Below are 25516 nucleotides of genomic sequence, written 5' to 3' on the forward strand. Positions count from 1 at the left end.
CGCAGCTACAACACCAATCCGAGTGGAACGAACACCTGCGGGATCTGCTTACGACAATCCGAGATCGTTCTCGATGAAGTCGAGGATTTCGTCGCGGTCGGCAACGTTGAGCTTTTCGGCGAGTGCCGACGTTCCATTCCCGCGTGGGTTTTCCAGGCTGGCTGCGAGTCCTCGAATCCTGGCGACGAGAGTGGTGCGCAGGTCGCTGTCGGCGTCCAGCGCGGCCAGCCGCGACTGCAGTGTGTCGAACTGCGTGAGAAGCGGCAGTTCCTCCGCGGGTTCGCCCTGGACGATTTCGCCGAGGAGGTGTTCGGAGAGCGCGGCCGGAGTCGGGTGATCGAACACCAGCCCGGCCGGCAACGACAGACCCGTCACCGTTGCCAGCCGATTACGCAACTCGACCGCGGTCAACGAGTCGAAGCCCAGCGAGCGGAACGCAGCGCCCTCGTCGACCCTGCCCGCACCGGTATGACCGAGCACCACCGCGGCCTGCTCGCGGACCATCGCCAGCACCATCGACGCCCTGCGGCCCGCCGGGGCACCGCGCAGGCCCTTGGCCCACGAAGAGTCCTGGTCGGCCAGGTCCGCGACGACCGCTTTCGCGTCGGGCAGATCTGTCAGCCACGCGCCACCACCAGCGCCCAACTCCAGTACCCGGCGCCAGTCCACGTCGACAACCGCCACATAACCCTCGCCGAGGGCGTGTTCCAGAGCCGTCACCGCCACCGCCGGATCCATCGCCCCGACACCGGCGCGACGTTGACGAGACTGGACCAACTCGGTATCGGCGAGTCCCGCACCCGCCCAGGCACCCCAGGCCACCGAGACCATCGGCGCGCCCTGTGCCCGCCGCATCTGCGCATAGGCGTCAAGGAAGCCGTTGGCCGCCGCATAGTTGCCCTGCCCCGGCGAACCGAGCAACGCGGCCGCCGAAGAGAACACCACGAACGCCTGCAAATCCATGCCCGCGGTGAGCTCATCCAGCGTCAGCACCGCATCGACCTTGGGCGCGGCCACCCCATCCAGCCGCTGCGGTGTCAACGAACCGAGCACACCGTCGTCGAGGACGCCCGCGGTATGCACGACGCCGGTCAGGGGGAACTGCTCCGGAACAGCGGCCAGGACCTCGGCCATCGCGTCACGATCAGCGACATCGCATGCCACCACCTCCACGCCCGCACCGGCGGCCGACAACTCCGCCGCCAGCTCTTGCGCGCCCGGGGCAGCCATACCCCGGCGGCTCACCAGCACCAAGTGCTCCGCGCCGCGGTCGACCAGCCAGCGCGACACCCGCGCACCCAACGCACCCGTTCCGCCGGTCACCAGGACCGTCCCCGACGGCCGCCAGCCCTCGGCGACAGCGATCGGGGCACGCCGCAACCGCATCCCGTACACACCGTCAGCACGGACCGCCACCTGGTTCTCGTCGCCGGCCGCCAGCACCGAACAGCACCGCCGCCACAGAGTCTCCTGCGACATGTCGCTTTCGACGGGAAGGTCGATCAGACCACCCCAGCTCGCAGGCTGCTCGGAACCAATCACCCGTCCCAGGCCCCACACCTGTCCCTGCCAGGCATTCACCACCGGATCGTGCTCCGCCACGCTGACCGCTCCTCGGGTCAGCACCCACAGCGGCACCGAACTCCATGCCTGAGCGATCGCGAGCAGCTGCGCCGCGCATTCGCGGCCCTCACCGGCCACGACGACCGCACCAGCCAGCGATCCGGCCTCCGGCAGTTGCCGCTCGCCGACCTGATCGAGATCGATGCGCACGACCTTGGCACCCGCCGACGTCAACCCGGCCGCGACATCGTCACCAGAACCCTCGGCTGCCAGCACCGCCCACTCGCCGCCGAGCAGGTCACCGGACTTCTCCGGCAGCGACGACCACGCGACCTGATACCGCCACCGATCCACCGCCGAACGCGCCTGCCGCTGCCGGAGCGACGCCAGAACCGGCAGCACCGCCGACGCGTCGTTCCGCTCCACGGCCTCCCAGAACTCCACATCGAGGCCGTCGACCACACTTCCGGTGGCCTGCCGCATCGTCTCGGGCCAGAACCGCTCCCGCTGGAAGGCGTACGTCGGCAGGTCCATGACGCGGCCCGCGTCACCGAGTTGTGCGGTCCAGTCGACCTTCACACCGGCGACATGAGCGGTCGCCAGTGACCGCAGCCACCGGCCCCGGCCGCCGTCATCACGACGCAACGTCCCGGTCACCGTCAGATCCTCACCGGCCTGCTCGACCGCCATCGCGAGGACCGGATGCGCACTCACCTCGACGAAGGTGCGATGCCCGGCCGCCACCAGCGACTCGATCACCTCGGCGAAACGCACCTGCTCACGCAGATTCCGATACCAGTACGCACCGTCAAGCTCCGCGGTGTCGACCAGCGCGGCCTCCAGCGTGGAATGCAGCGGTATCCGACCGCTGATTGGCGTGAGGCCGGCCAGATCCTCAGCCAACCGCGCCTCGATCGCCTCCACTTGAGCCGAATGCGAGGCGTAGTCCACCGCGATCCGCCGCACATCATCATCGGCGTGCCGGGCCACGAACTCGTCGCACGCCTCCGCCGCTCCGGAGACCACGACCTGCGCCGGGCCGTTCACCGCCGCTACGGAGAGAGCGTCGGCCCATGGGGCGATCCACTCCTCAACCTGAGCCAAGGTAGCGCGAACCGACACCATTCCGCCGGAACCCGCCAAAGCCACAATCGCCTGACTGCGCAAGGCGACCACCCGCGCGCCGTCCTCCAACGACAGCCCACCAGACACCGTCGCCGCGGCAATCTCGCCCTGCGAGTGACCCACCACCACGGACGGGACCACACCGGCCGAGCTCCACAGCTCAGCCAGGGACACCATCACCGCCCACGACACCGGCTGCACCACATCAACCCGCGCCAACAACTCAGCGTCAGCAAGAGCGTCGCGAAGCGACCAGTCCACGAACGGCTCCAACGCCGCCGCACACCGCTCCATCCACTCCGCGAACACCGGCTCGGAGTCCCACAACTCCACACCCATACCGACCCACTGCGCACCCTGACCCGGGAACACAAACACCGGACCCAGCCCAGTCGGCGCCGCAACACCGTGCACCACCGCAGACGAGGACTCCCAGCTCTCCAGCCCGGACGCGAACCCGGCCAGATCCTCGGCCACCACCACCGCACGATGCTCGAACACCGACCGGCTCGTGGCCAACGCCCGGCCCACCAGCACCGGATCGATCCCCGGCCGGTCAGTGACCCACCGGCCCAACCGGACAGCCTGCTCCCGCAACGCCTCCGCCGACTTCGCCGACAACAACCACGGCACCACACCACTCTCAGCGGCGTCATCGACCTCGGCAGCCGACACGAGCTCAGCTTCTTCGAGAATCACATGAGCGTTCGTGCCGGAGATACCGAACGACGACACACCAGCCCGGCGAGGACGGCCATCGGTCTCCCAGGGCAGTGACTCGGTGAGCAGTTCCACCGCACCGGCCGACCAGTCCACATGAGACGACGGCGCGTCCACATGCAACGTCCGCGGCAGCAGACCATGCCGCATCGCCAGCACCATCTTCATGATGCCCGCCACACCCGCGGCCGCCTGGGTATGACCGATGTTCGACTTCACCGAACCCAACCACAACGGCCGGTCCTCCGGCCGGTCCTGACCATAGGTCGCCAGCAGCGCCTGCGCCTCGATCGGGTCGCCCAGCTTCGTTCCGGTGCCGTGTGCCTCCACCACATCGACCTCACCCGGCGACAGCCGAGCGCTGGCCAACGCCGCGCGAATCACCCGCTGTTGTGAGGGACCGTTCGGCGCCGTCAGACCGTTCGACGCACCATCCTGATTCACCGCGCTACCACGCAGCACCGCCAGCACCTGATGCCCCTGCCGCCGGGCATCCGACAACCGCTCAAGAACCAGGATTCCGGTGCCCTCACCCCAGCCTGTCCCATCCGCCGCATCGGCGAACGGCTTACAGCGGCCATCAGTGGCCATGCCGCCTTGCCGGGAGAACTCCGTGAACACTCCTGGGCTGGACATCACCGTGACACCACCGGCGAGCGCCAACGAACACTCACCGGACCGCAGCGCCTGCGCGGCCAGGTGCACCGTCACCAAAGAGGAGGAACAAGCGGTGTCCACGGTCACGGCGGGGCCTTCCAGGCCCAGTGTGTAGGCCACTCGGCCCGAAGCCACGCTCCCGGAGCTGCCGGTGCCACTGAACCCGTCGCTGTCGCCCGGATTCAAGGCTGTCTGAGTCGCGTAGTCGTGATACATCAACCCGAGATACACACCGGTCGCACTGCCACGCAGCGAATCCGGCACGATCCCGGCTCGCTCCAACGCCTCCCACGACGCCTCCAGCACGAGCCGCTGCTGCGGATCCATCGCCACCGCCTCACGCGGCGAAATACCGAAGAACCCGGCATCGAACTCGGCCGCATCGGTCACGAATCCGCCCACCCGGGCGAAATCACCCAGCCCGGCAACATCCCAGCCACGATCGCCGGGCAGTCCACCCATCGCGTCCGTACCCCCGCGCAGCAACTCCCACAACGCCTCCGGGGAATCCACTCCGCCCGGGAATCGACACCCCATGCCCACGATCGCGATCGGCTCATCGATCGCCGCCACCGAGACCGCGACCGGCGCCTTGGCTCCCCTTCCGAGGAGCTCGTCCAGCACGAACTCCGCAAGCACAGAGGCGGTCGGGTAGTCGAAGACCAGCGTCGCCGGGAGCCGTAGATCGGTTACGGCCGTGAGGCGGTTGCGTAGTTCGACGGCGGTCAGTGAGTCGAAGCCCAGATCGCGGAAGGCCGCGTCGGCATCGACGCTTTCGCCGGCGGTGTGGCCCAGCACCGTGGCCGCTTGAGCACGCACCAGCTCCAGCACCTTGCCGTGGCGTTCCTCCACCGGCATTGCGACCAGCTGAGCGGCCAGTTCGCCCTCACCGGCGGAAGCTGTGGCGGCGGCCCGGCGTGCCGGGCCCCCGGCCAGCAGCCGCAGCAACGGCCCAGTGGTTCCGGCCGTTCGCATCGCCGCCACATCCAGCCGCGCCGCCACCACCAGCGACCGCTCCAGGCGCACCGCCGCGTCGAACAACGCCAAGCCCTGCTCATCGGACAACGCACGAACCCCGGTCCGGGCCAGCCTCGCCAGGTCCATCGCGTCGAGCTCCCCGGTCATTCCCGAGCTCTGCTCCCACAACCCCCACGCCAGCGACTGACCGGCCAGCCCCGCCGAACACCGCTGCTCCACCAGCGCGTCCAACGCGGCGTTCGCCGCCGCATAACTCCCCTGACCCGCCGAACCAAGCGTCGCCGCCGCGGAGGAGTACACCACGAACAGCCCCAGGTCCTTGTCCCGGGTCAGTTCGTGCAGATGCCATGCCGCATCGACCTTCGCCCGCAGCACCACGGCCAGCCGCTCCGACGTCAGCGACTCCACCGTCGCGTCATCCAGCACACCAGCCGCGTGCACCACACCCGACACCGAACCATCGGCAAGCACTGCCGCCAGCGCGTCACGATCAGACGCATCGCAGGCCCGGATCGACACCCGCGCGCCCAACTCATCCAGTTCAGCGGCCAGCTCATCCGCGCCCGGAGCGTCCATGCCCCGGCGTGAGAGCAGCAACAGGTCCCTGACTCCGTGAACGGTCACCAGGTGCCGGGCCAGCATGGCCCCCAGCACACCGGTCCCGCCGGTGATCACCACCGTGCCCTCAGCCACCCGATCCGGCACCGGCTGACCAGCACCAGCAGCCCGCACCAGACGCCGCACACTCAACACACCCGCGCACAGCGCGAGCTCCGGCTCACCACTGCCCACCACGGCAGGCAGGACGGCATCGAGATCGGTGCCGGGTTCGGCGTCCAGGAGGATGAGACGGCCCGGGTGCTCCGACTGCGCCGAACGCACCAGACCGGTCACCGCGGCCGCGGCCAGATCACTGCCATCCGCGGCGCCCTGGGTGAGCAGCAGAAGCCGGGAATCCTCGGTGGCCTCGTCGGCCAGCCAGGTCTGAAGCCAGTCCAGCACCGTCGCCGTCACCGCGTGCACCGACTCCGGACCCTCGCCGACAGCAGCCGGGACCCGGGCCACCACCACCGAGGGCACATCGGCACCGACGTGCTCGTACCAGGACCAGTCCACCACTTCGGTGGTGTCCGGGAAAGTCAGCGGCAGCCAGTCCACCCCGAACAGCGACCGAGCCGTCTCCCCCGCACCGGCGGAAGGCAGGTCGGTGGTGATCGGACGCAGCATCAGCGACTCGGCGCTGAACACCGGCTGCCCGGCCGGGTCGAACACGGCGACCGCGACCCCGCCGTCCTGCCGCGAGGACAACCGCACTCGCAACATCACCGCGTCCGTGGCGTGCAATTGGACGCCACTCCACGCGAACGGCAACCGGACGCCGTCTTCGCTCGACTGCGTCAGCGCAGTCAGTCCGATCGGGTGCAGAGCCGCGTCCAGCAACGCCGGGTGTACCCCGAAACCGCCTACTTCGGTCTGCTCGGGCAGCGCGACCTCGGCGAAGACATCGGTGCCGGATTGCCAGACCGTACGCATTCCCTGGAACACCGGCCCGTAGCCATAGCCGTCCTCGGCCAGGCGCTCATACACGCCGTCCAGCGGCACTGGTCGCGCATCCGCCGGTGGCCAGGAACCGGTCCACAGGGGAGCAGGGGCGGCCTGGTCGTTCAGCACGCCGTCGGCGTGCTGAACCCATTCGTCCTCGTCGCCGTGACGGGAGAAGATCTCCACCGTCCGGCGACCCTTTTCATCAAGCTCGGCGACCCGCACCTGAACCCGTATGCCGCCCTGCTCGGGCAGCACCAACGGAGCCTGAAGCGTCAGCTCCTCCAGCACCGGACAGCCGGCCCGGTCACCGGCGTGCACCGCCAGATCCACCAAAGCCGTACCCGGCAGCAACACCGAGCCCAGCACCGCATGATCGGCCAGCCACGGATACGCGGACAGAGACAACCGCCCGGTCAGGAGCACCTTGTCCTCACCAGCCAGCGTCACGACGGCACCGAGCAGCGGGTGACCGGACTCGCCCTGCCCCAGAGCCTGCACATCCCCGGCCCGGTGGATGGCTGAAGGCCAGAACCGCTCCCGCTGGAAGGCGTACGTCGGCAGGTCCATGACGCTTCCCGCGTCACCGAGTTGTGCGGTCCAGTCGACCTTCACGCCGGCGACATGAGCGGTCGCCAGTGACCGCAGCCAACGACTCCGGCCGCCGTCATCACGACGCAACGTACCGGTCACCGTCAGATCCTCACCGGCCTGCTCGACCGCCATCGCGAGGACCGGATGCGCACTCACCTCGACGAAGGTGCGGTGCCCGGCTGCCACCAGCGACTCGATCACCTCGGCGAAACGGACCTGCTCACGCAGATTCCGATACCAATACCCACCATCAAGCCCCGCCGTATCGACCAGGGCAGCCTCCAGCGTGGAATGGAACGGCACCTGGCTGCTCGTCGGCTCCAGCCCGGCCAGATCCTCAGCCAACCGCGCCTCGATCGCCTCCACCTGAGCCGAATGCGACGCATAATCCACCGCGATCCGCCGCACACCATCATCGGCATGCCGGGCCACGAACTCGTCACACGCCTCCGCAGCACCGGAGACCACGACCTGCGCCGGACCGTTCACCGCAGCCACGGAGAGAGCATCGGCCCACGGGGCGATCCACTCCTCCACCTGAGCCAGCGTGGCACGAACCGACACCATTCCACCGGAACCCGCCAAAGCCACAATCGCCTGACTGCGCAAGGCGACCACCCGCGCGCCGTCCTCCAACGACAGACCACCAGACACCGTCGCCGCGGCAATCTCACCCTGCGAATGACCCACCACCATGGACGGGACCACACCGGCCGAGCTCCACAGCTCAGCCAGGGACACCATCACCGCCCACGACACCGGCTGCACCACATCAACCCGCGCCAACAACTCAGCGTCAGCAAGAGCGTCACGCAACGACCAGTCCACGAACGGCTCCAACGCCGCCGCGCACCGCTCCATCGACTGTGCGAACACCGGCTCGGTGTCCCACAACTCCACACCCATACCGACCCACTGCGCGCCCTGCCCCGGGAACACGAACACCGGCCCCAGGACGGTCGGCGCCGCCGTACCGTGCACCACCGCCGTGGAGGTCTCCACATCCTGCAGCCCGGTCACAAACCCGGCCAGATCCTCGGCCACCACCACCGCACGATGCTCAAACACAGACCGGCTCGTGGCCAACGCCCTACCCACCAGCACCGGATCAATCCCCGGCCGGTCAGTGACCCACCGACTCAACCGGACAGCCTGCTCCCGCAACGCCTCCGCCGACTTCGCCGACAGCAACCACGGCACCGGCCCACTCTCAGCGGCGTCATCGACCTCCGCAGCCGGCACGCGCTCAGCTTCTTCAAGGATCAGGTGAGCGTTCGTGCCGGAGATACCGAACGACGACACACCCGCCCGGCGAGGACGATCAGCGGCCTGCCAGGGAACGGGCTCGGTCAGCAACTCCACCGCACCGGCCGACCAGTCCACCTGCGACGACGGCGCGTCCACATGCAACGTCCGCGGCAGCAGACCATGCCGCATGGCCAGCACCATCTTCATAATCCCCGCCACACCCGCGGCCGCCTGAGTGTGTCCGAGGTTGGACTTCACCGAACCCAGCCACAACGGCCGGTCCTCCGGCCGGTCCTGACCGTACGTCGCCAGCAGCGCCTGCGCCTCGATCGGGTCGCCGAGCTTCGTCCCCGTACCGTGCGCCTCCACCACATCGACGTCGGCCGGGGACAACCGCGCACTCGCCAACGCCGCCCGAATCACCCGCTGCTGCGAAGGACCGTTCGGCGCCGTCAGACCATTCGACGCACCGTCCTGATTCACCGCGCTACCACGCAGCACCGCCAGCACCTGATGCCCCTGCCGGCGCGCATCCGACAACCGCTCAAGAACCAGGACTCCGGCGCCCTCACCCCAACCAGTGCCATTCGCGGCATCCGCGAACGGCTTGCACCGGCCATCGACGGCCAGTGCGCCCTGGCGGGAGAACTCCGTGAACACCGCTGGGGTGGACATCACCGTGACGCCACCGGCGAGTGCCATCGAGCACTCACCCGACCGCAGAGCCTGGGCGGCCAGGTGCACCGTCACGAGCGAAGAAGAACACGCCGTGTCCACGGTGACCGCGGGACCTTCCAGGCCCAGCGTGTAGGCGATCCGGCCGGAGGCCACGCTTCCGGAATTGCCGGTACTGCCGAATCCTTCGCTCTCGGCCGGATTCATCGCCGTTTGGGTCGCATAGTCGTGGTACATCAGGCCGACGTACACACCGGTGTCCGAGCCACGGAGGGAATCCGGCACGATCCCCGCCCGCTCCAGAGCCTCCCACGCCGTCTCCAGAACGATCCGCTGCTGCGGATCCATCCCCACCGCCTCACGCGGCGAAATACCGAAGAACCCCGCGTCGAACTCCGCCGCACCCAGCAAGAAACCACCGTGCTTGGTGTAACTCGTACCAGGACGAAGACGCTCAGGGTCATACAGCCCCTCCACGTCCCAGCCCCGGTCAGGCGGAAACTCCGCCACTCCCTCACCACCGGCGGCCAGCATCTGCCACAAAGCCTCGGGCGAATCCACCCCACCCGGGAAACGACACCCCATCCCGACAATCGCGATCGGCTCATCCACCACCGCCGCCACCGGCGCCGCATTCGAAGCGTCGGTGCCGGTCCCGACGAGCTCCGCCAGCACGAACTCGGCCAGCACGGACGCGGTCGGGTAGTCGAAGACCAGCGTCGCCGGGAGCCGTAGATCGGTTACGGCCGTGAGCCGGTTGCGCAGTTCGACCGCGGTCAGCGAATCGAAACCCAGATCGCGGAAAGCCGCATCAGCATCGACCCCGCCGGCTGTGGCGTGGCCGAGGACGTTCGCAGCCTGAGTACGCACCAACTCAAGCACCGTGCCGTGGCGTTCCTCCACGGTCAGCGCCGCCAGTCGGTCGGCCAACTCGCCACCACCGGCGAGAACCTTGGCAGCGGTACGGCGCGCCGAGCCTCCGATCAGGCCGCGCAAGAGCCGGGAGTCCGCCCCGGCAGCTCGCATATTCGCCATATCCAGCCGCGCCGCCACTACCAGAGACCGGTCCAGGCGCACCGCGGTGTCGAACAGCCCCAAGCCCTGCTCATCCGACAGAGCCTGGAGACCGGCTCGGTTCATCCTTGCCAGGTCGACCTCGTCCAGCGCCCCGGTCATTCCCGAGCGCTGCGCCCACAGTCCCCAGGCCAGCGAGTGCCCGGCCAGCCCCGCGGACCGCCGGAACTCCACCAGCGCGTCCAGCGTGGCGTTCGCCGCCGCATAGCTTCCCTGCCCGGCCGAGCCGAGCGTGGCCGCCGCGGAGGAATACACCACGAACAACCCCGGATCCTGATCCCGGGTCAGTTCGTGCAGATGCCATGCCGCATCGACCTTCGCCCGTAGCACCACGGCCAGCCGCTCCGGGGTCAGCGACTCCACCGTCGCGTCATCCAGCACACCAGCCGCATGCACCACACCCGACACCGAACGCTCGGCGAGCACCGCCGCCAACGCGTCACGATCAGACACATCACAGGCCTCAATCGACACCCGCGAGCCCAACTCGGCAGCCAGCTCAGCCGCCCCGGGAGCGTCCATGCCCCGCCGCGACAGCAACAGCAGATGCCCGACGTCGTAAGCGGTCACCAGATGCCGGGCCAACAGCGCGCCCAAGCCGCCAGTACCACCGGTGATCACGACGGTGCCCTCAGCCAGCCGGTCCGGTGCCACCGCCGCCTGCCTGCCGCCCGCGGCCCGCACCAGGCGCCGCACGGCCAGCGCTCCGTCCCGTACGGCGAGTTCCGGCTCACCGCTTCCCAGCACCGTGGGCAGCACGGCATCGAGATCCAGGTCGGTGTCGAGGTCCAGGAGGACGAAACGTCCGGGGTGCTCCGACTGTGCCGAACGCACCAGGCCGGTCACCGCGGCGGCGGCCAGATCGCTGCCGTCGAGCGCGCCCCGGGTGACCAGCAGCAACTGGGAATCCTGGTTGGCCGAGTCGGCCAACCAGGTCTGCAGCCAGCCCAGAACCGTCGAGGTGACCGCGTGCACCCATTCCGGGCCCTCGCCGTAGCCGGTCGGGACCTGAGCCACCACCACCGAGGGCACATCGCCCTCGATCTGGCCGTGCCAGGCCCAGTCCACCTCCGTGGTGGTACCGGGATCGGTCAGCGGAACCCAGTCCACTCCGAACAACGACCTGGCCGACTCGCCGGCCCCGGACGCCAGGTCCGCGGTGATCGGGCGCATCCGCAAGGACTCCGCGCTGAACACCGGCTGCCCGGCCGGATCGTACGCCTCGACCCCGACCCCGCCGTCCTCACGGTGGGACAACCTCACACGCAGCACCGACGCACCGGTGGCGTGCAGGCGAACGTCATTCCACGCGAACGGCAAGCTCACGCCTTCGCTCGGCCGCGCCGAGGCGGTGAGACCGATCGGATGGAGGGCGGCGTCCAGCAGCGCCGGGTGTATCCCGAAGCTGTCCACCTCGGTGTGCTCGGGCAGTGCCACCTCGGCGAAGACATCGGTCCCTGACTGCCAAGCCGCGCGGAGCCCCTGGAAGACCGGACCGTAGTTGTAGCCGTCTTCGGCCAGGCGCTCGTACCGGTCGTCCACCGGCACCGGCCGCGCGTCCGGCGGCGGCCAGGCGCCGGTCCACACCGGAGCTGTGACGTCCTGTGGACTCAGCACACCATCGGCGTGCCGCACCCACTCGTCGTCATCGTCGACACGAGAGAGGATCGCAACCGCCCGGCGCCCCTGCTCGTCAGGCTCGGCGACCCGCACCTGAACCTGCACCCCACCTTGTTCAGGCAACAGCAGCGGAGCCTGAAGGGTCAGTTCTTCCACGACCGGACAGCCGGCGCGATCACCGGCGTGTACGGCCAGGTCCACGAACGCCGTTCCCGGCAGCAGCACCGAGCCCAGCACCGCGTGATCAGCCAGCCACGGATACGACGCCAGTGACAGGCGCCCGGTCAGCACCAGGGCATCGCCCCCGGCCAGAGACACCACCGCACCCAGCAACCCGTGAGCGGATTCGCCCAGGCCCAGCGCGCGCACGTCCCCGGCGCGGCGGGTCACCCGAGGCCAGTGCCGCTCCCGCTGGAACGCGTACGTCGGCAACGACACCGGACTGGAACCCTGAGCGCCGAGCAGCGCGGTCCAGTCCACGGTGGAGCCATGGGCGTGTACGCCGGCCAGCGCGGTCACCACTGTCTCCGGCTCGTCACGGTCGGCCCGCAACGCCGGGATCCAGACACCACTGTCCGCCGTGGCCATCGCGCTCAACGTGCCGTCGGGCCCGATCTCCAGGAAGAGGTCCGCTCCCTGGTCCCGCAGCTTCAGGACGGTGTCGTGGTAACGCACCGTGTCCCGGAGATGCCGCACCCAGTAGGCCGGGTCCGTCACATCCGCGTCCGGGGTTCCGGACACCACGGGGAACTGTGGTTCCCGCCAGGACACGCCCTCCAGGACCTGCGCGAACGAAGCCAGCATGGGTTCCATCAACGGGGAGTGGAACGCGTGGCTGACCCGCAGGCGTCGTGCCTTGCCGCCCTGCTGTCGCCACTTCTCCGCCAGCTCCAGCACCACATCCTCGTCACCGGAAACCACGGTCGAGGCCGGACCGTTCACCGCGGCCAGCCCCACGGTGTCGCACTCACCGATCAGTTCCAGCGCCTCGGCCTCACTCGCCGAGAGGGCGGCCATCGCGCCGCCCGCGGGCAACTCCTGCATCAGCCGGCCCCGCGCGGTCACCACCACCGCCGCGTCCGCCAGGCTCCACACACCCGCCACATACGCGGCACTCAGCTCACCGATCGAATGCCCTGCCACCCACTCCGGCGACACACCCCACGACGTCGTCAGCCGGTACAGAGCGACCTGCACGGCGAACAAGCCGGCCTGGGTGAACACCGTCTCGTTCAACAGGTCCGGTTCACCGTTGATCACCTCTCGGATCGGACGCGGCAGATGCCGGTCCAGCTCCGTACACACCTCGTCAAAGGCTTCGGCGAACACGGGGAACGACGCACACAGCTCCGCCGCCATACCGAACCGTTGACTGCCCTGACCGGAGAACACCATCGCCGGCCGCCCGGAGCCCGCCGATCCGGTGCGCACGCCCGCACCCGGTCGGCCTTCGGCCAGCGTGCGCAGGCCGTCCATCAGCTCCTGCCCGTCCCGGCCCAGAACCACGGCACGATGCTCGAACACCGACCGGCTCGTGGCCAACGCGCGAGCCACCACCGCCGGATCGGTCTCCGGCTGGTCAGCGGCCCACCGGACCAGCCGGACAGCCTGGTCCCGCAGCGCGTCCGACGACCTGGCCGACAGCAGCCAGGGCACCATCCCACCCGGAACCTCGTCCGGCTCCGTGGCCGACACCAACTCCGGTTCGGGCTCCGCCTCTTCGAAGATCAGGTGCGCGTTCGTGCCGGAAATACCGAACGCCGACACGCCCGCCCGCCGCGGACGGCCATCGGGCTCCCACGGCACGGCCTCGGTCAGCAGCCGTACCGCTCCGGCCGACCAGTCCACGTGCGACGACGGCGCGTCCACATGCAACGTCCGCGGCAGAACGCCATGCCGCATCGCCAGCACCATCTTGATGATCCCGGCCACGCCGGCGGCGGACTGGGTGTGACCGATGTTCGACTTCACCGAACCCAGCCACAACGGCTGGTCCTGGGGGCGGTCCTGACCGTACGTGGCCAGGAGGGCCTGCGCTTCGATCGGGTCGCCGAGTTTGGTGCCGGTGCCGTGCGCCTCGACCACATCGACCTCACCCGGCGACAGCCGAGCGCTGGCCAACGCCGCGCGAATCACACGCTGTTGTGAAGGACCGTTCGGCGCCGTCAGACCGTTCGACGCACCATCCTGATTCACCGCGCTACCGCGCAGCACCGCCAGCACCTGGTGCCCACGCCGCCGCGCATCCGACAACCGCTCAAGAACCAGGATTCCGGCGCCTTCACCCCAGCCTGTTCCGTCCGCCGCATCGGCGAACGGCTTACAACGGCCGTCGGCGGCCAACCCGCCCTGCCGGGAGAACTCCGCGAACACACCGGGGGTGGACATCACCGTGACGCCACCGGCGAGTGCCATCGAGCACTCGCCCGACCGCAGCGCCTGTGCGGCCAGATGCACCGCCACCAGCGACGAGGAACAGGCCGTGTCCACCGACACCGCCGGGCCTTCCAGTCCCAGGGTGTAGGAAACACGCCCGGACATCACACTCACGGCGTTGCCGGTCAGCGAATGCCCCTCGGTGCCATGGGATCCGGACGCCAGCACCGACCCGTACTCCGACCCACCGACACCCATATACACGCCGGTGTCCGAACCTCGCAGCGAATCCGCGGCGATGCCGGCCCGCTCCAGCGCTTCCCACGACGTTTGCAGCACCAGACGCTGCTGGGGATCCATCGCCACCGCCTCACGCGGCGAAATACCGAAGAATCGCGCGTCGAAATCGGTGACTTCGGGCACAAACCCGCCCACACGTGCGTAATCGGCCTGCGGGTCGTCGAGTCCGGCTACATCCCAGCCGCGGTTCCCGGGGAATGCGCCGATCGCGTCCGTGCCCTCGGTCAGCAACTCCCACAGTGCCTCGGGCGAGTCCACTCCGCCGGGGAAACTACATCCCACACCCACGATCGCGACGGGCTCGTCCAGCACCGCGGCCGCCACCGGCGCGGACGTCGCCGCCTCGGCTCCGATCAGTTCTTCCAGCAGGAAGTCCGTCAGCACAGCCGCGTTCGGGTAGTCGAACACCAACGTCGCCGGCAGCGAAAGCCCCGTTGCCTCCACCAACCGGTTGCGCAGCTCGACCGCGGTCACGGAATCGAAGCCCAGGTCACGGAACGCCTGACCGGATCCGAGCCCGTCCGCGGTGCCATGCCCCAGCACCACGGCCGCATGAGCCAACACCATCTCGTGCACAGTCTGCCGGCGCCGGCCCTCCGGCAACTCCCGCAGCCGGGCGGCCAGGGCGCTGTCCTCGTCCCTCGCCGAGTCCGTCTCGGCCACGAGAGCCCGCACCTGCGGAATCTGGCCCAGCAGCGGACTGGGCCGCGCGGAAGTGAACGCCGCGGCGAAGCGGGACCAGTCCATGTCGGTCACCGTCACACACGCCTCACCCCGGCCCACCGCCTCGGCCAGGGCGCGCAGCGCCCGCTGCGGATCCATCGGCCGGACCCCGCGCCGCTGCATGGCTTGGCTCTCCTGTGAACCAGCCATTCCCGGCCCGGCCCACAGGCCCCAGGACACGCTCGTCACCGCGCGCCCGGCAACACGCTCCTGGAGGGCGTAGGCATCGAGGAACGCGTTGGCCGCCGCGTACATCCCCTGCCCGCCACCGCCCCACACGCCGGCGCCCGAGGCGAACAGCACAAACGCGTCCAGCGGATGCTCGGTGTCCTGCACCAGCAGTCGGTGCAGATTCAGCGTCCCGGCCACCTTCGCCGCCAGGACCTGGTCCACCGCGTCCGGATCGGTCTGCGCGATCGAGGTCAGCTCACCGACACCGGCCGCGTGGACCACCGCATCGATCCGCCCCACGCCGGACAGAGCCGTGGCCAGGCCGTCCGGGTCGGCCACATCACAGCCCAGAACGGTGACCCGCACCCGGTCCCCGGCAGTCAGCTCGTCCACAAGCTCTGCCGCGCCGGGCGCCTGCGTACCGCGCCGCGAGGTCAGCACGATGTGCTCGACGCCCTGGTCGGCCAGCCAGCGCGCGACCTGGCCACCCAGTCCACCGGTGCCACCGGTGACCAGGACAGTGCCCGCCGGAACCCACGGCTGCCCGGAGTCAGGGGCGGGCACGAGCCGACGTCCGTATACGCCGCTGGCGCGTACCGCGACCTGGTCCTCGTCGTCCCACCCGGCCAGCACCGCGCAGCAACGCCGCCAGATCACCTCGTCGAGCGCGGCTTCGGCATCGGCGGGCGGCAGATCGATCAGCCCACCCCACCACGTCGGGTACTCCAGCGCCGCCACCCGGCCCAGGCCCCACGCCGCGGCCGCCTCGAGGTCACCTGACCCGTCAGCTCCGTCAACTCGGACCGCGCCGCGGGTGAGCATCCACAACCGCTGCGTCGACCCGGTCTGTTCCAGGCCCTGGAGCACCGCCAGAAGCTCCTTCGCCGGCGCGGCGCCGGGCAGGAACACCACACCAGCCAGGTCCACTTCGGACTCGGACACGGCAGACCGCACTGCTTCGGCGACCACCGTACGGTCACCGGGCACAGCCACCGGAAGCGGTCGCGCGCCCTGATCGGCCAGCACCCCTACCACCTGGCCGGCCCATTCAGCGGAGGCCGGGTGGTGCAACACCAGCCACGAACCACTCAGCGTCGAAGGCCGCGAGCCCGACAGCGGCGCCCATTCCACCCGATATCGCCAGTTGTCAATCGCCTGTCGGTCCTGCCGCTCGCGGCGCCAGGCGGACAACGCGGGCAGCACCGAACTGACTTCATGCTCATCCACCCTCAAGGTGGTGGCCAGAGCCGCGCCGTCCGAACGCTCCACCGCCTGCCAGAACTCCGCGTCCGCACCGTCGACTACACGGTCGGCGCTCTGGGGCGACATCTCGGGCCAGAACCGCTGGTGCTGGAACGCGTACGTGGGCAGGGAGAGCGATCCCGCACCGGACTGCGAGCCGAGCAGTGCGGTCCAGTCGACCTTCACACCGGCGACATGAGCGGTCGCCAGGGACCGCAGCCACCGGCTCCGGCCGCCGTCATCACGACGCAACGTGCCAGTCACGGCCAGTCCCTCGCCGGCCTGCTCGACCGCCATCGCCAGCACCGGATGCGCACTCACCTCAACGAAGGTGCGATGCCCGGCCTCCACCAACGACTCGATCACCTCGGCGAAACGCACCTGCTCACGCAGATTCCGATACCAGTACGCACCGTCAAGCCCAGCGGTATCGACCAGCGAAGCTTCCAGTGTGGAATGCAGCGGTATCCGTCCGCTCACTGGCGTCAGGCCGGCCAGATCAGCTGCCAGCTGCTGCTCGATGGCCTCAACCTGCGCCGAATGCGAGGCGTAGTCCACCGCGATCCGCCGCACACCATCATCGGCGTGCCGGGCCACGAACTCGTCACACGCCTCCGCAGCACCCGAAACCACCACCTGCGCCGGACCGTTCACCGCAGCCACCGACAAGTCAGCCCACGGAGCAATCCACTCCTCAACCTGAGCCAGTGGCGCCCGAACCGACACCATTCCGCCGGAGCCGGCCAGAGCCACAATCGCCTGACTGCGCAAGGCGACCACCCGCGCGCCGTCCTCCAACGACAGACCACCAGCAGCCGTAGCGGCCGCGATCTCACCCTGCGAATGACCCACCACCATGGACGGGACCACGCCAGCCGAGCGCCACAGCTCAGCCAGGGACACCATCACCGCCCACGACACCGGCTGCACCACATCAACCCGCGCCAACAACTCAGCGTCAGCAAGAGCGTCGCGAAGCGACCAGTCCACGAACGGCTCCAACGCCGCCGCACACCGCTCCATCGACTGAGCGAACACCGGCTCGGTGTCCCACAACTCCACACCCATACCGACCCACTGCGCACCCTGACCCGGGAACACAAACACCGGACCATGCCCAGCCGGCGCCGCCACGCCCCGCACCACGTCGGGCGAAGATGCCCAACTCTCCAGCCCAGTCACGAGTCCGGCCAGATCCTCGGCCACGACCACCGCACGATGCTCGAACACCGACCGATTCGTCACCAGAGCCCGGCCCACCAGCGCCGGATCGATCTCCGGCTGGTCCGTGACCCACCGGCCAAGCCGGACTGCCTGCTCCTGAAGCGCCTCCGCCGACTTCGCCGACAGCAGCCAGGGCACCGCCCCACCCGGCAGGGCGTCAGCAACCTCGGATACGGATTCCGGTTCGGGATCGGGTTCTTCAAGGATCAGGTGAGCGTTCGTGCCGGAGATGCCGAACGACGACACACCAGCCCGGCGAGGACGACCATCCGTCTCCCAGGGCAGTGACTCGGTCAGCAACTCCACCGATCCGGCCGACCAGTCGACGTGCGAGGAGGGCGCGTCCACATTCAGCGTCCGCGGCAACTGGCCATGGCGCATGGCCAGCACCATCTTGATGATCCCGGCCACGCCCGCAGCGGCCAGGGTGTGGCCGATGTTGGACTTCACCGAGCCCAGCCGCAACGGCCGCTCCTCCGGCCGGTCCTGACCGTACGTCGCCAGCAGCGCCTGCGCCTCGATCGGGTCACCCAGCCGCGTACCGGTGCCGTGCGCCTCCACCACATCGACATCGGCCGAAGACAACCGCGCACTCGCCAGCGCCGCACGAATCACCCGCTGCTGCGAAGGACCGTTCGGCGCCGTCAGACCGTTCGACGCACCATCCTGATTCACCGCACTGCCACGCAGCACCGCCAGCACCTGATGCCCATGCCGGCGCGCATCGGACAGCCGCTCCAGGACCACGATCCCGGCGCCCTCACCCCAACCGGTGCCGTCGGCGGCTTCGGCGAACGGCTTGCAACGGCCGTCGGCGGCCAACCCGCCCTGCCGCGAAAACTCCGTGAACACACCGGGGGTGGACATCACCGTGACACCACCGGCAAGCGCCATCGAGCACTCGCCCGACCGCAACGCCTGAGCCGCCAGGTGCACCGCCACGAGCGAAGAGGAACACGCCGTGTCCACGGTGACCGCAGGGCCTTCCAGGCCCAGCGTGTAAGCGATCCGGCCCGAGGCCACACTTCCGGCGTTACCGGTCAGCACGTGCCCGGCGACATCATTCGAACCTGACGCCAGCACTGATCCGTATTCCGCCCAGGAGGCACCCACATACACGCCGGCGTCCGAGCCACGCAGTGAGTCCGGGACGATCCCGGCCCGTTCCAGCGCTTCCCACGCCGTTTCCAGCACGATCCGCTGCTGCGGGTCCATCGCCATGGCTTCGCGAGGTGTGATCCCGAAGAACTCGGGATCGAACATTCCCGCCTCGGCCAGGAAGGCGCCGTGCCGGGCATAGGTGGTACCCGGTCGAAGCCGGTCCGGGTCGTAGAGGCCCTCCACGTCCCAGCCACGATCGGCGGGGAACTCCACAACGCCCTCGCCCTCAGCGGCCAGCAGGTCCCACAGTGCCTCCGGGGAATCCACTCCGCCCGGGAACCGGCACCCCATCCCCACGATCGCGATCGGGTCATCCTCCGCACCGGCGACCACCACGGCCCCGGATACGGGAGCCGCGTCCGCCCGCTCACCCAGTACCCCCGCCAGTACGAACCCGGCCAGCGACCGCGAAGTCGGATAGTCGAAGGCCAGCGTCGCCGGCAGTCGTATCCCGGTCACGGCGGTGAGCCGGTTACGCAACTCGACCGCGGTCAGCGAATCGAAGCCCAGGTCACGGAAGGCCGCGTCGGCGTCCACCGCGCCCACTCCGCTGTGCCCCAGGACGATGGCCGCTTCGGTACGCACCAGTTCCAGCACCATGTCCTGGCGCTCTTCCACCGACAATGCCGCCAGCCGTGCGGCCAGCTCACCGTCACCGGCCGCGGAGGTGGCCGCGGCCCGGCGTGCCGAGCCTCCGGCCAGCCCGCGCAGCAGCGGCCCAGCGGCCCCGGCAGCGCGCATGGTGGCCACATCCAGCCCGGCCGCCACCACCAACGGCCGTTCCAGGCGCGTCGCCGCGTCGAACAACGCCAGGCCCTGCTCGTCGGACAGCGCCCGAACACCGGTCCGTGTCAACCGGGCCAGATCCGCTTCGCCCAGGCGCCCGGTCATCCCCGAGCTCTGCTCCCACAGTCCCCACGCCAACGACTGACCGACCAGACCAGTCGATACCCGGTGCTGCATCAGAGCGTCCAGCGCGGCGTTCGCCGCCGCGTAACTCCCCTGACCCGCCTGCCCGAGCGTGGCCGCCGCGGACGAATACACCACGAACATACCCAGATCCAGCTCCTGGGTCAGTTCGTGCAGATGCCACGCCGCGTCGACCTTTGCCCGCAGCACCACGGCCAGCCGCTCCGGGGTCAGCGACTCCACCGTCGCGTCATCCAGCACACCAGCCGCATGCACCACACCCGACACCGGATGCTCGGCAAGCACCGCCGCCAGCGCGTCACGATCAGACACGTCACACGCCCGGACCGACACCTGCGCGCCCAGTGCGCCCAGCTCGGTGACCAGTTCGTCGGCGCCCTCAGCGGCACTACCCCGGCGGGACAGCAACAGCAGGTGCTCAACCCCGTAAGCGGTCACCAGATGGCGGGCCAGCATCGCGCCCAGCACCCCGGTCCCACCGGTGATCGCGACGGTGCCGCGTCGGTCCAACCCCATCGGCAGCCGGACCACGACCTTGCCCACGTTTCGCCCGGCCTGCAGATACCGCAGGCCATCCACCGTGGCGGCGGCCTCGAACACCGTCACCGGCAGCGGCTCCAGGTCCCCGGAGCCGAACAGGTCCACGATCTCGGCCAGCATCTGGCCAATCCGCTCCGGACCGGCCTCGAGCACATCGAAGGCCCGATACACCGCGCCGCCATGCCCGGCCGCGATCGCGGCCGCGTCCCGTACGTCGGCCTTGCCCATCTCCACGAACCGGCCGCCCTGCGCGAGCAGGTCCAGCGAAGCGTCCACGAACTCACCGGCCAGGGAGTTCAGGACCACATCCACACCCTGGCCATCGGTCTCGGCCTGGAACTTGTCGCGGAAGCCCAGATCCCGCGAGGACGCCAAGTGCGCCTCGTCGAAGCCTTGTTCACGCAGCACCGGCCATTTGCCGGTACTGGCGGTGCCGTAGACATCCATGCCCCAGACCCGGGCCAGCTGAACCGCCGCCATGCCCACGCCACCGGCCGCGGCGTGGATCAGAATCCGCTGACCACGCTGCACCTCGGCCAAGTCCCGCAACGCGTAGAACGCCGTCAGGAACACGATCGGCACCGACGCCGCCCGCGTGAGAGACCACCCCTCCGGCGCCTTCGCCACCAGCCGGTGATCAGTCACCGCCAGCGGACCCAGCGCACCCGCGAAAACGCCGAACACCCGGTCACCGACCGCCAGTCCGGCCACATCATCAGCGACCTCGACCACCACGCCGGCCGCCTCGCCGCCCATCAAGGCGTCGGGGTCGGGATACATGCCGAGGCCGACGAGGACGTCCCGGAAGTTCAGCCCGACCGCGCGCACACCCACCCGGATCTGACCGGGCGCCAGCGGCGTCTCCCCAGCCGGGTTCTCCAGCACGGCCAGATTTTCCAGACTGCCCCGCTCGGGCACGTCCAGCCGCCACCCCAGCCGCTCCGGACCCGGCACCACCAGCTGACCGGTCGCCCGCACCAGACGCCGCGCGTGCAACACGCCGGCACGGAGCGCCAGTTCCGGCTCACCACTACCCACCACCGCGGGCAGGAGCGCTTCGAGATCGGTGTCGGCGTCGGCGTCGGCGTCGGCGTCGGCGTCGGCGTCGAGGAGGATGAAGCGGCCGGGATGTTCGGACTGTGCCGAGCGCACCAGGCCGGTCACCGCGGCGGCGGCCAGATCGCTGCCATCGGTCGCGCCCCGGGTGAGCAGCAGCAGCTGGGAATCCTCGGTGGCCGGGTCGGCCAGCCAGGTCTGAAGCCAGTCCAGGACCGTCGCGGTCACCGAGTGGACCGGCTCAGGCCCGTCCGCGGCAGCGGCCGGGACCTGGGCCACCACCACCGCGGGCAGCTCACCATCGGCCTGCCCGTGCCAAGCCCAGTCCACCGTCGTGGTGCTCGCCTGATCGGCGAGCGGCGTCCAGTCCACTCCGAACAACGACCGGGAGGTCTGGCCGGCCCGCGAAGCGGCCGGATCGGTGGTGATCGGCCGCAGCACCAACGAGTCGGCGCTGAACACCGGCTGCCCGGCCGGATCGAACACCGCGACCGCGAACCCGCCGTCCTCACGCTGCGACAACCTGACGCGCAACACCGACGCGCCCGTGGCGAACAACTGCACACCACTCCATGCGAACGGCAAGCGCACCCCGCCGTCGCCGGACTCCTGAGCGAGAGCGGTCAGACCGATCGGGTGCAGGGCCGCGTCCAGCAGCGCCGGGTGCACCCCGAAACCAGTCACATCGGTCCGCTCGGGCAGGGCCACCTCGGCGAACACCTCAGTGTCGGACCGCCAGACCGCCCGCACGCCCTGGAACACCGGCCCATAGCCGTAACCATCTCCGGCAAGGCGCTCATATACGCCGTCCACCGGCACCGGCCGCGCGGCCGGCGGCGGCCAAGCCCCGGTCCACACCGGAGCGGGAGCTGTCTGCGCGCTCAGCACACCATCGGCGTGCTGGACCCACTCCTCCTCATCACCGGGACGGGAGAAGACACCGATCACCCGGCGACCCTGCTCATCGCGCTCGGCGACCCGGATCTGCACCTGCACCCCGCCCTGCTCGGGGAGCACCAACGGGGCCTGCAGGGTCAGTTCCTCCAGCACCGGGCATCCGGCCCAGTCACCGGCGTGCACGGCCAGATCCACGAACGCCGTTCCCGGCAGGAGCACCGAGCCCAGCACTACGTGATCGGCGAGCCACGGATAGGCCGGCAGCGACAACCGGCCGGTCAGCACCACCGCGTCCCCACCGGCCAGCGCCACCGCCGCGCCCAGCAGCCGATGCCCTGCCTCACCCTGGCCCAGTGCCCGTACATCCCCCGCGCGGGAGGTCACCGCGGGCCAGTACCGCTCACGCTGGAACGCGTACGTCGGCAATGACACCGGGCGCGTACCTGTCCCCAGCAGCTCGGACCAGTCCACGGTGGAGCCGTGAGCGTGGATCCCGGCCAGCGCGGATATGACCGTTTCGGGCTCGTCGCGTTCGGACCGCATTGCGGGCAGCCATACGCCGCTGTCCACCGTGGCCATCGCGCTCAGCGTCCCGGCCGGCCCGGCCTCCAGGAACAGCTCCGCACCCAGTTCACGCAGCTTGAGAACAGCGTCGTGATAACGCACCGTGTCCCGCACATGCCGAACCCAGTAAGCCGGGTCCGTCACATCCGCATCCGGCGTACCGGACACCACCGGTATGAGCGGCTCACGCCACGTCACCCGCTCCAGCACCCGCGCGAACGAATCCAGCATCGGCTCCATCAACGGCGAATGGAACGCGTGACTCACCCGCAACCGCCGCGCCTTCCCGCCCTGGTCACGCCACCGCTGCGCCAGCTCCTCCACGGTGTTCTCGTCACCGGAAATCACCGTGGACTCCGGACCGTTCACCGCCGCCAAGCCAACCTCGGCCCGCTCACCGATCAACTCCAGCGCCTCGGCCTCACCCGCCGACAACGCCACCATCGCCCCACCGGACGGCAACTCCTGCATCAACCGACCACGCGCCACCACCACCGCAGCCGCATCCGCCAAATCCCACACACCCGCCACATGAGCAGCACTCAGCTCACCGATCGAATGCCCAGCCACCCACTCCGCCGACACACCCCACGACGACGTCAGCCGGTACAGAGCCACCTGCACCGCAAACAACCCAGCCTGCGTATAAAGAGTTTCATCCAGCAGGCCCGGCTCACCATCGATCACCTCACGGATCGGACGCGGCAAATGCCGGTCCAGCTCCGCACACACCTCATCAAAAGCCTCAGCGAACACCGGGAACACAGCCGACAACTGCGAACCCATACCAGGACGTTGACTACCCTGACCGGAAAACACCACCGCCAGCCGCCCAGAAACAGGCGAGCCGGTCACCACACCCGCGCCCGACCGGTCCTCGGCAAACGCCTGCAAGCTCTCCAGCAGCGTCTGCTGGTCCCGGCCCACTACCACCGCCCGATGCTCGAACACCGAACGCGTCGTGGCCAACGCCCGGCCGACCAGCACCGGATCGACCTCCGGCTGATCAGAGACCCACTGACCAAGTCGGACAGCCTGCTCCCGCAACGCCTCCGCCGACTTGGCCGACAGCAACCACGGCACCACCGCGGTGGCCGGTTCCGGCTCGGCTGTCGGCTCGGTCGCCGGCTCGGGTTCCGGTTCTTCGAGGATCAAGTGGGCGTTCGTACCCGAGATACCGAACGACGAGACACCCGCCCGCCGCCGACGGCCATCCGCCTGCCACGGCACCTCTTCCGTCAGCAGCCTCACCGCACCGGCCGACCAGTCCACATGCGACGACGGCGCGTCCACATGCAGCGTGCGCGGCAGCACACGATGCTGCATCGCCAGGACCATCTTGATGATGCCCGCCACGCCCGCGGCCGCCTGAGTGTGACCGATGTTCGACTTCACCGATCCCAGCCACAACGGCTGTGACTCCGGACGGTCCTGACCGTAGGTCGCCAGCAGCGCGTCCGCCTCGATCGGATCGCCGAGCTTCGTCCCCGTGCCGTGCGCCTCGACAACGTCCACATCGGACGCGGTCAGCCGGGCGCTCGCCAGGGCCGCGCGGATCACGCGCTGCTGGGAGGGGCCGTTCGGTGCGGTCAGACCGTTCGACGCGCCGTCCTGGTTCACCGCACTGCCACGCAGCACCGCCAGCACCTGATGCCCACGCTTCCGAGCATCGGACAGCCGTTCCAGCACCAGCACACCGGCGCCTTCACCCCAGCCGGTACCGTCAGCCGCGTCAGCGAACGGCTTGCACCGCCCGTCAGGAGCCAGCCCACCCTGCCGCGAGAACTCCACGAAGATCCCGGGCGTGGACATGATCGTGACGCCACCGGCCAGCGCCACCGAGCATTCGCCCGAGCGCAATGCCTGCGCGGCCAGGTGCATCGTCACCAGCGACGACGAACACGCGGTGTCCACGGTCACCGCGGGGCCTTCCAGGCCAAGCGTGTAGGCAACCCGGCCGGACATCACGCTCGCCGCGTTGCCGGTTCCGGTGTGCCCCTCTTCGGCGACCGGCCCGTCAGCGACCATCGTGGCGTAGTCCTGGCCATTGGTGCCGAGATACACACCAGTGGCGCTGCCACGCAGCGAGTCCGGGTCGATCCCGGCCCGCTCCAACGCCTCCCACGCCGTTTCCAGCGCGAGTCGCTGCTGCGGATCCATCGCCACCGCTTCACGCGGCGAAATACCGAAGAATCCCGCGTCGAAGTCCGTCACATCGGTGACGAAGCCTCCCACCGGGGCGTATCCGGCCTGTGGGTCGGCATCCCCGGCCACCTCCCAGCCACGGTCTCCGGGGAAATCACCGATCGCATCCGTGCCACCGGTCAGCAGCTTCCACAACGCCTCCGGCGAATCCACCCCACCCGGGAAACGGCAGCCCACTCCGACGATCGCGATCGGCTCACGCGACTTCTCTTCCACTTCGGCGAGGCGCGAACTCGTCTCGTGCAAATCCACCGTGACGCGCTTCAGGTACTCGCGGAGCTTGCCCTCGGTGTTCACTACCGATCACCCATTTCTTCGTGAAAAGCGAGAG

1 protein-coding gene is annotated in these 25516 nt (G+C 69.4%); it reads right to left on the reverse strand.

From position 1 onward, the window contains the following. Positions 1-48: 48 nt before the first annotated feature. Positions 49-25482 (reverse strand): type I polyketide synthase, encoded by a 25434-nt coding sequence (locus tag ACIQD6_RS09495; protein ID WP_401880165.1) that lies wholly within the window; start codon positions 25480-25482, stop codon positions 49-51. Positions 25483-25516 lie beyond the last annotated feature (34 nt).

The sequence above is a fragment of the Streptomyces sp. NPDC088400 genome (genome assembly GCF_044753355.1).
In the GTDB taxonomy this organism is placed as follows: Bacteria; Actinomycetota; Actinomycetes; order Streptomycetales; family Streptomycetaceae; genus Streptomyces.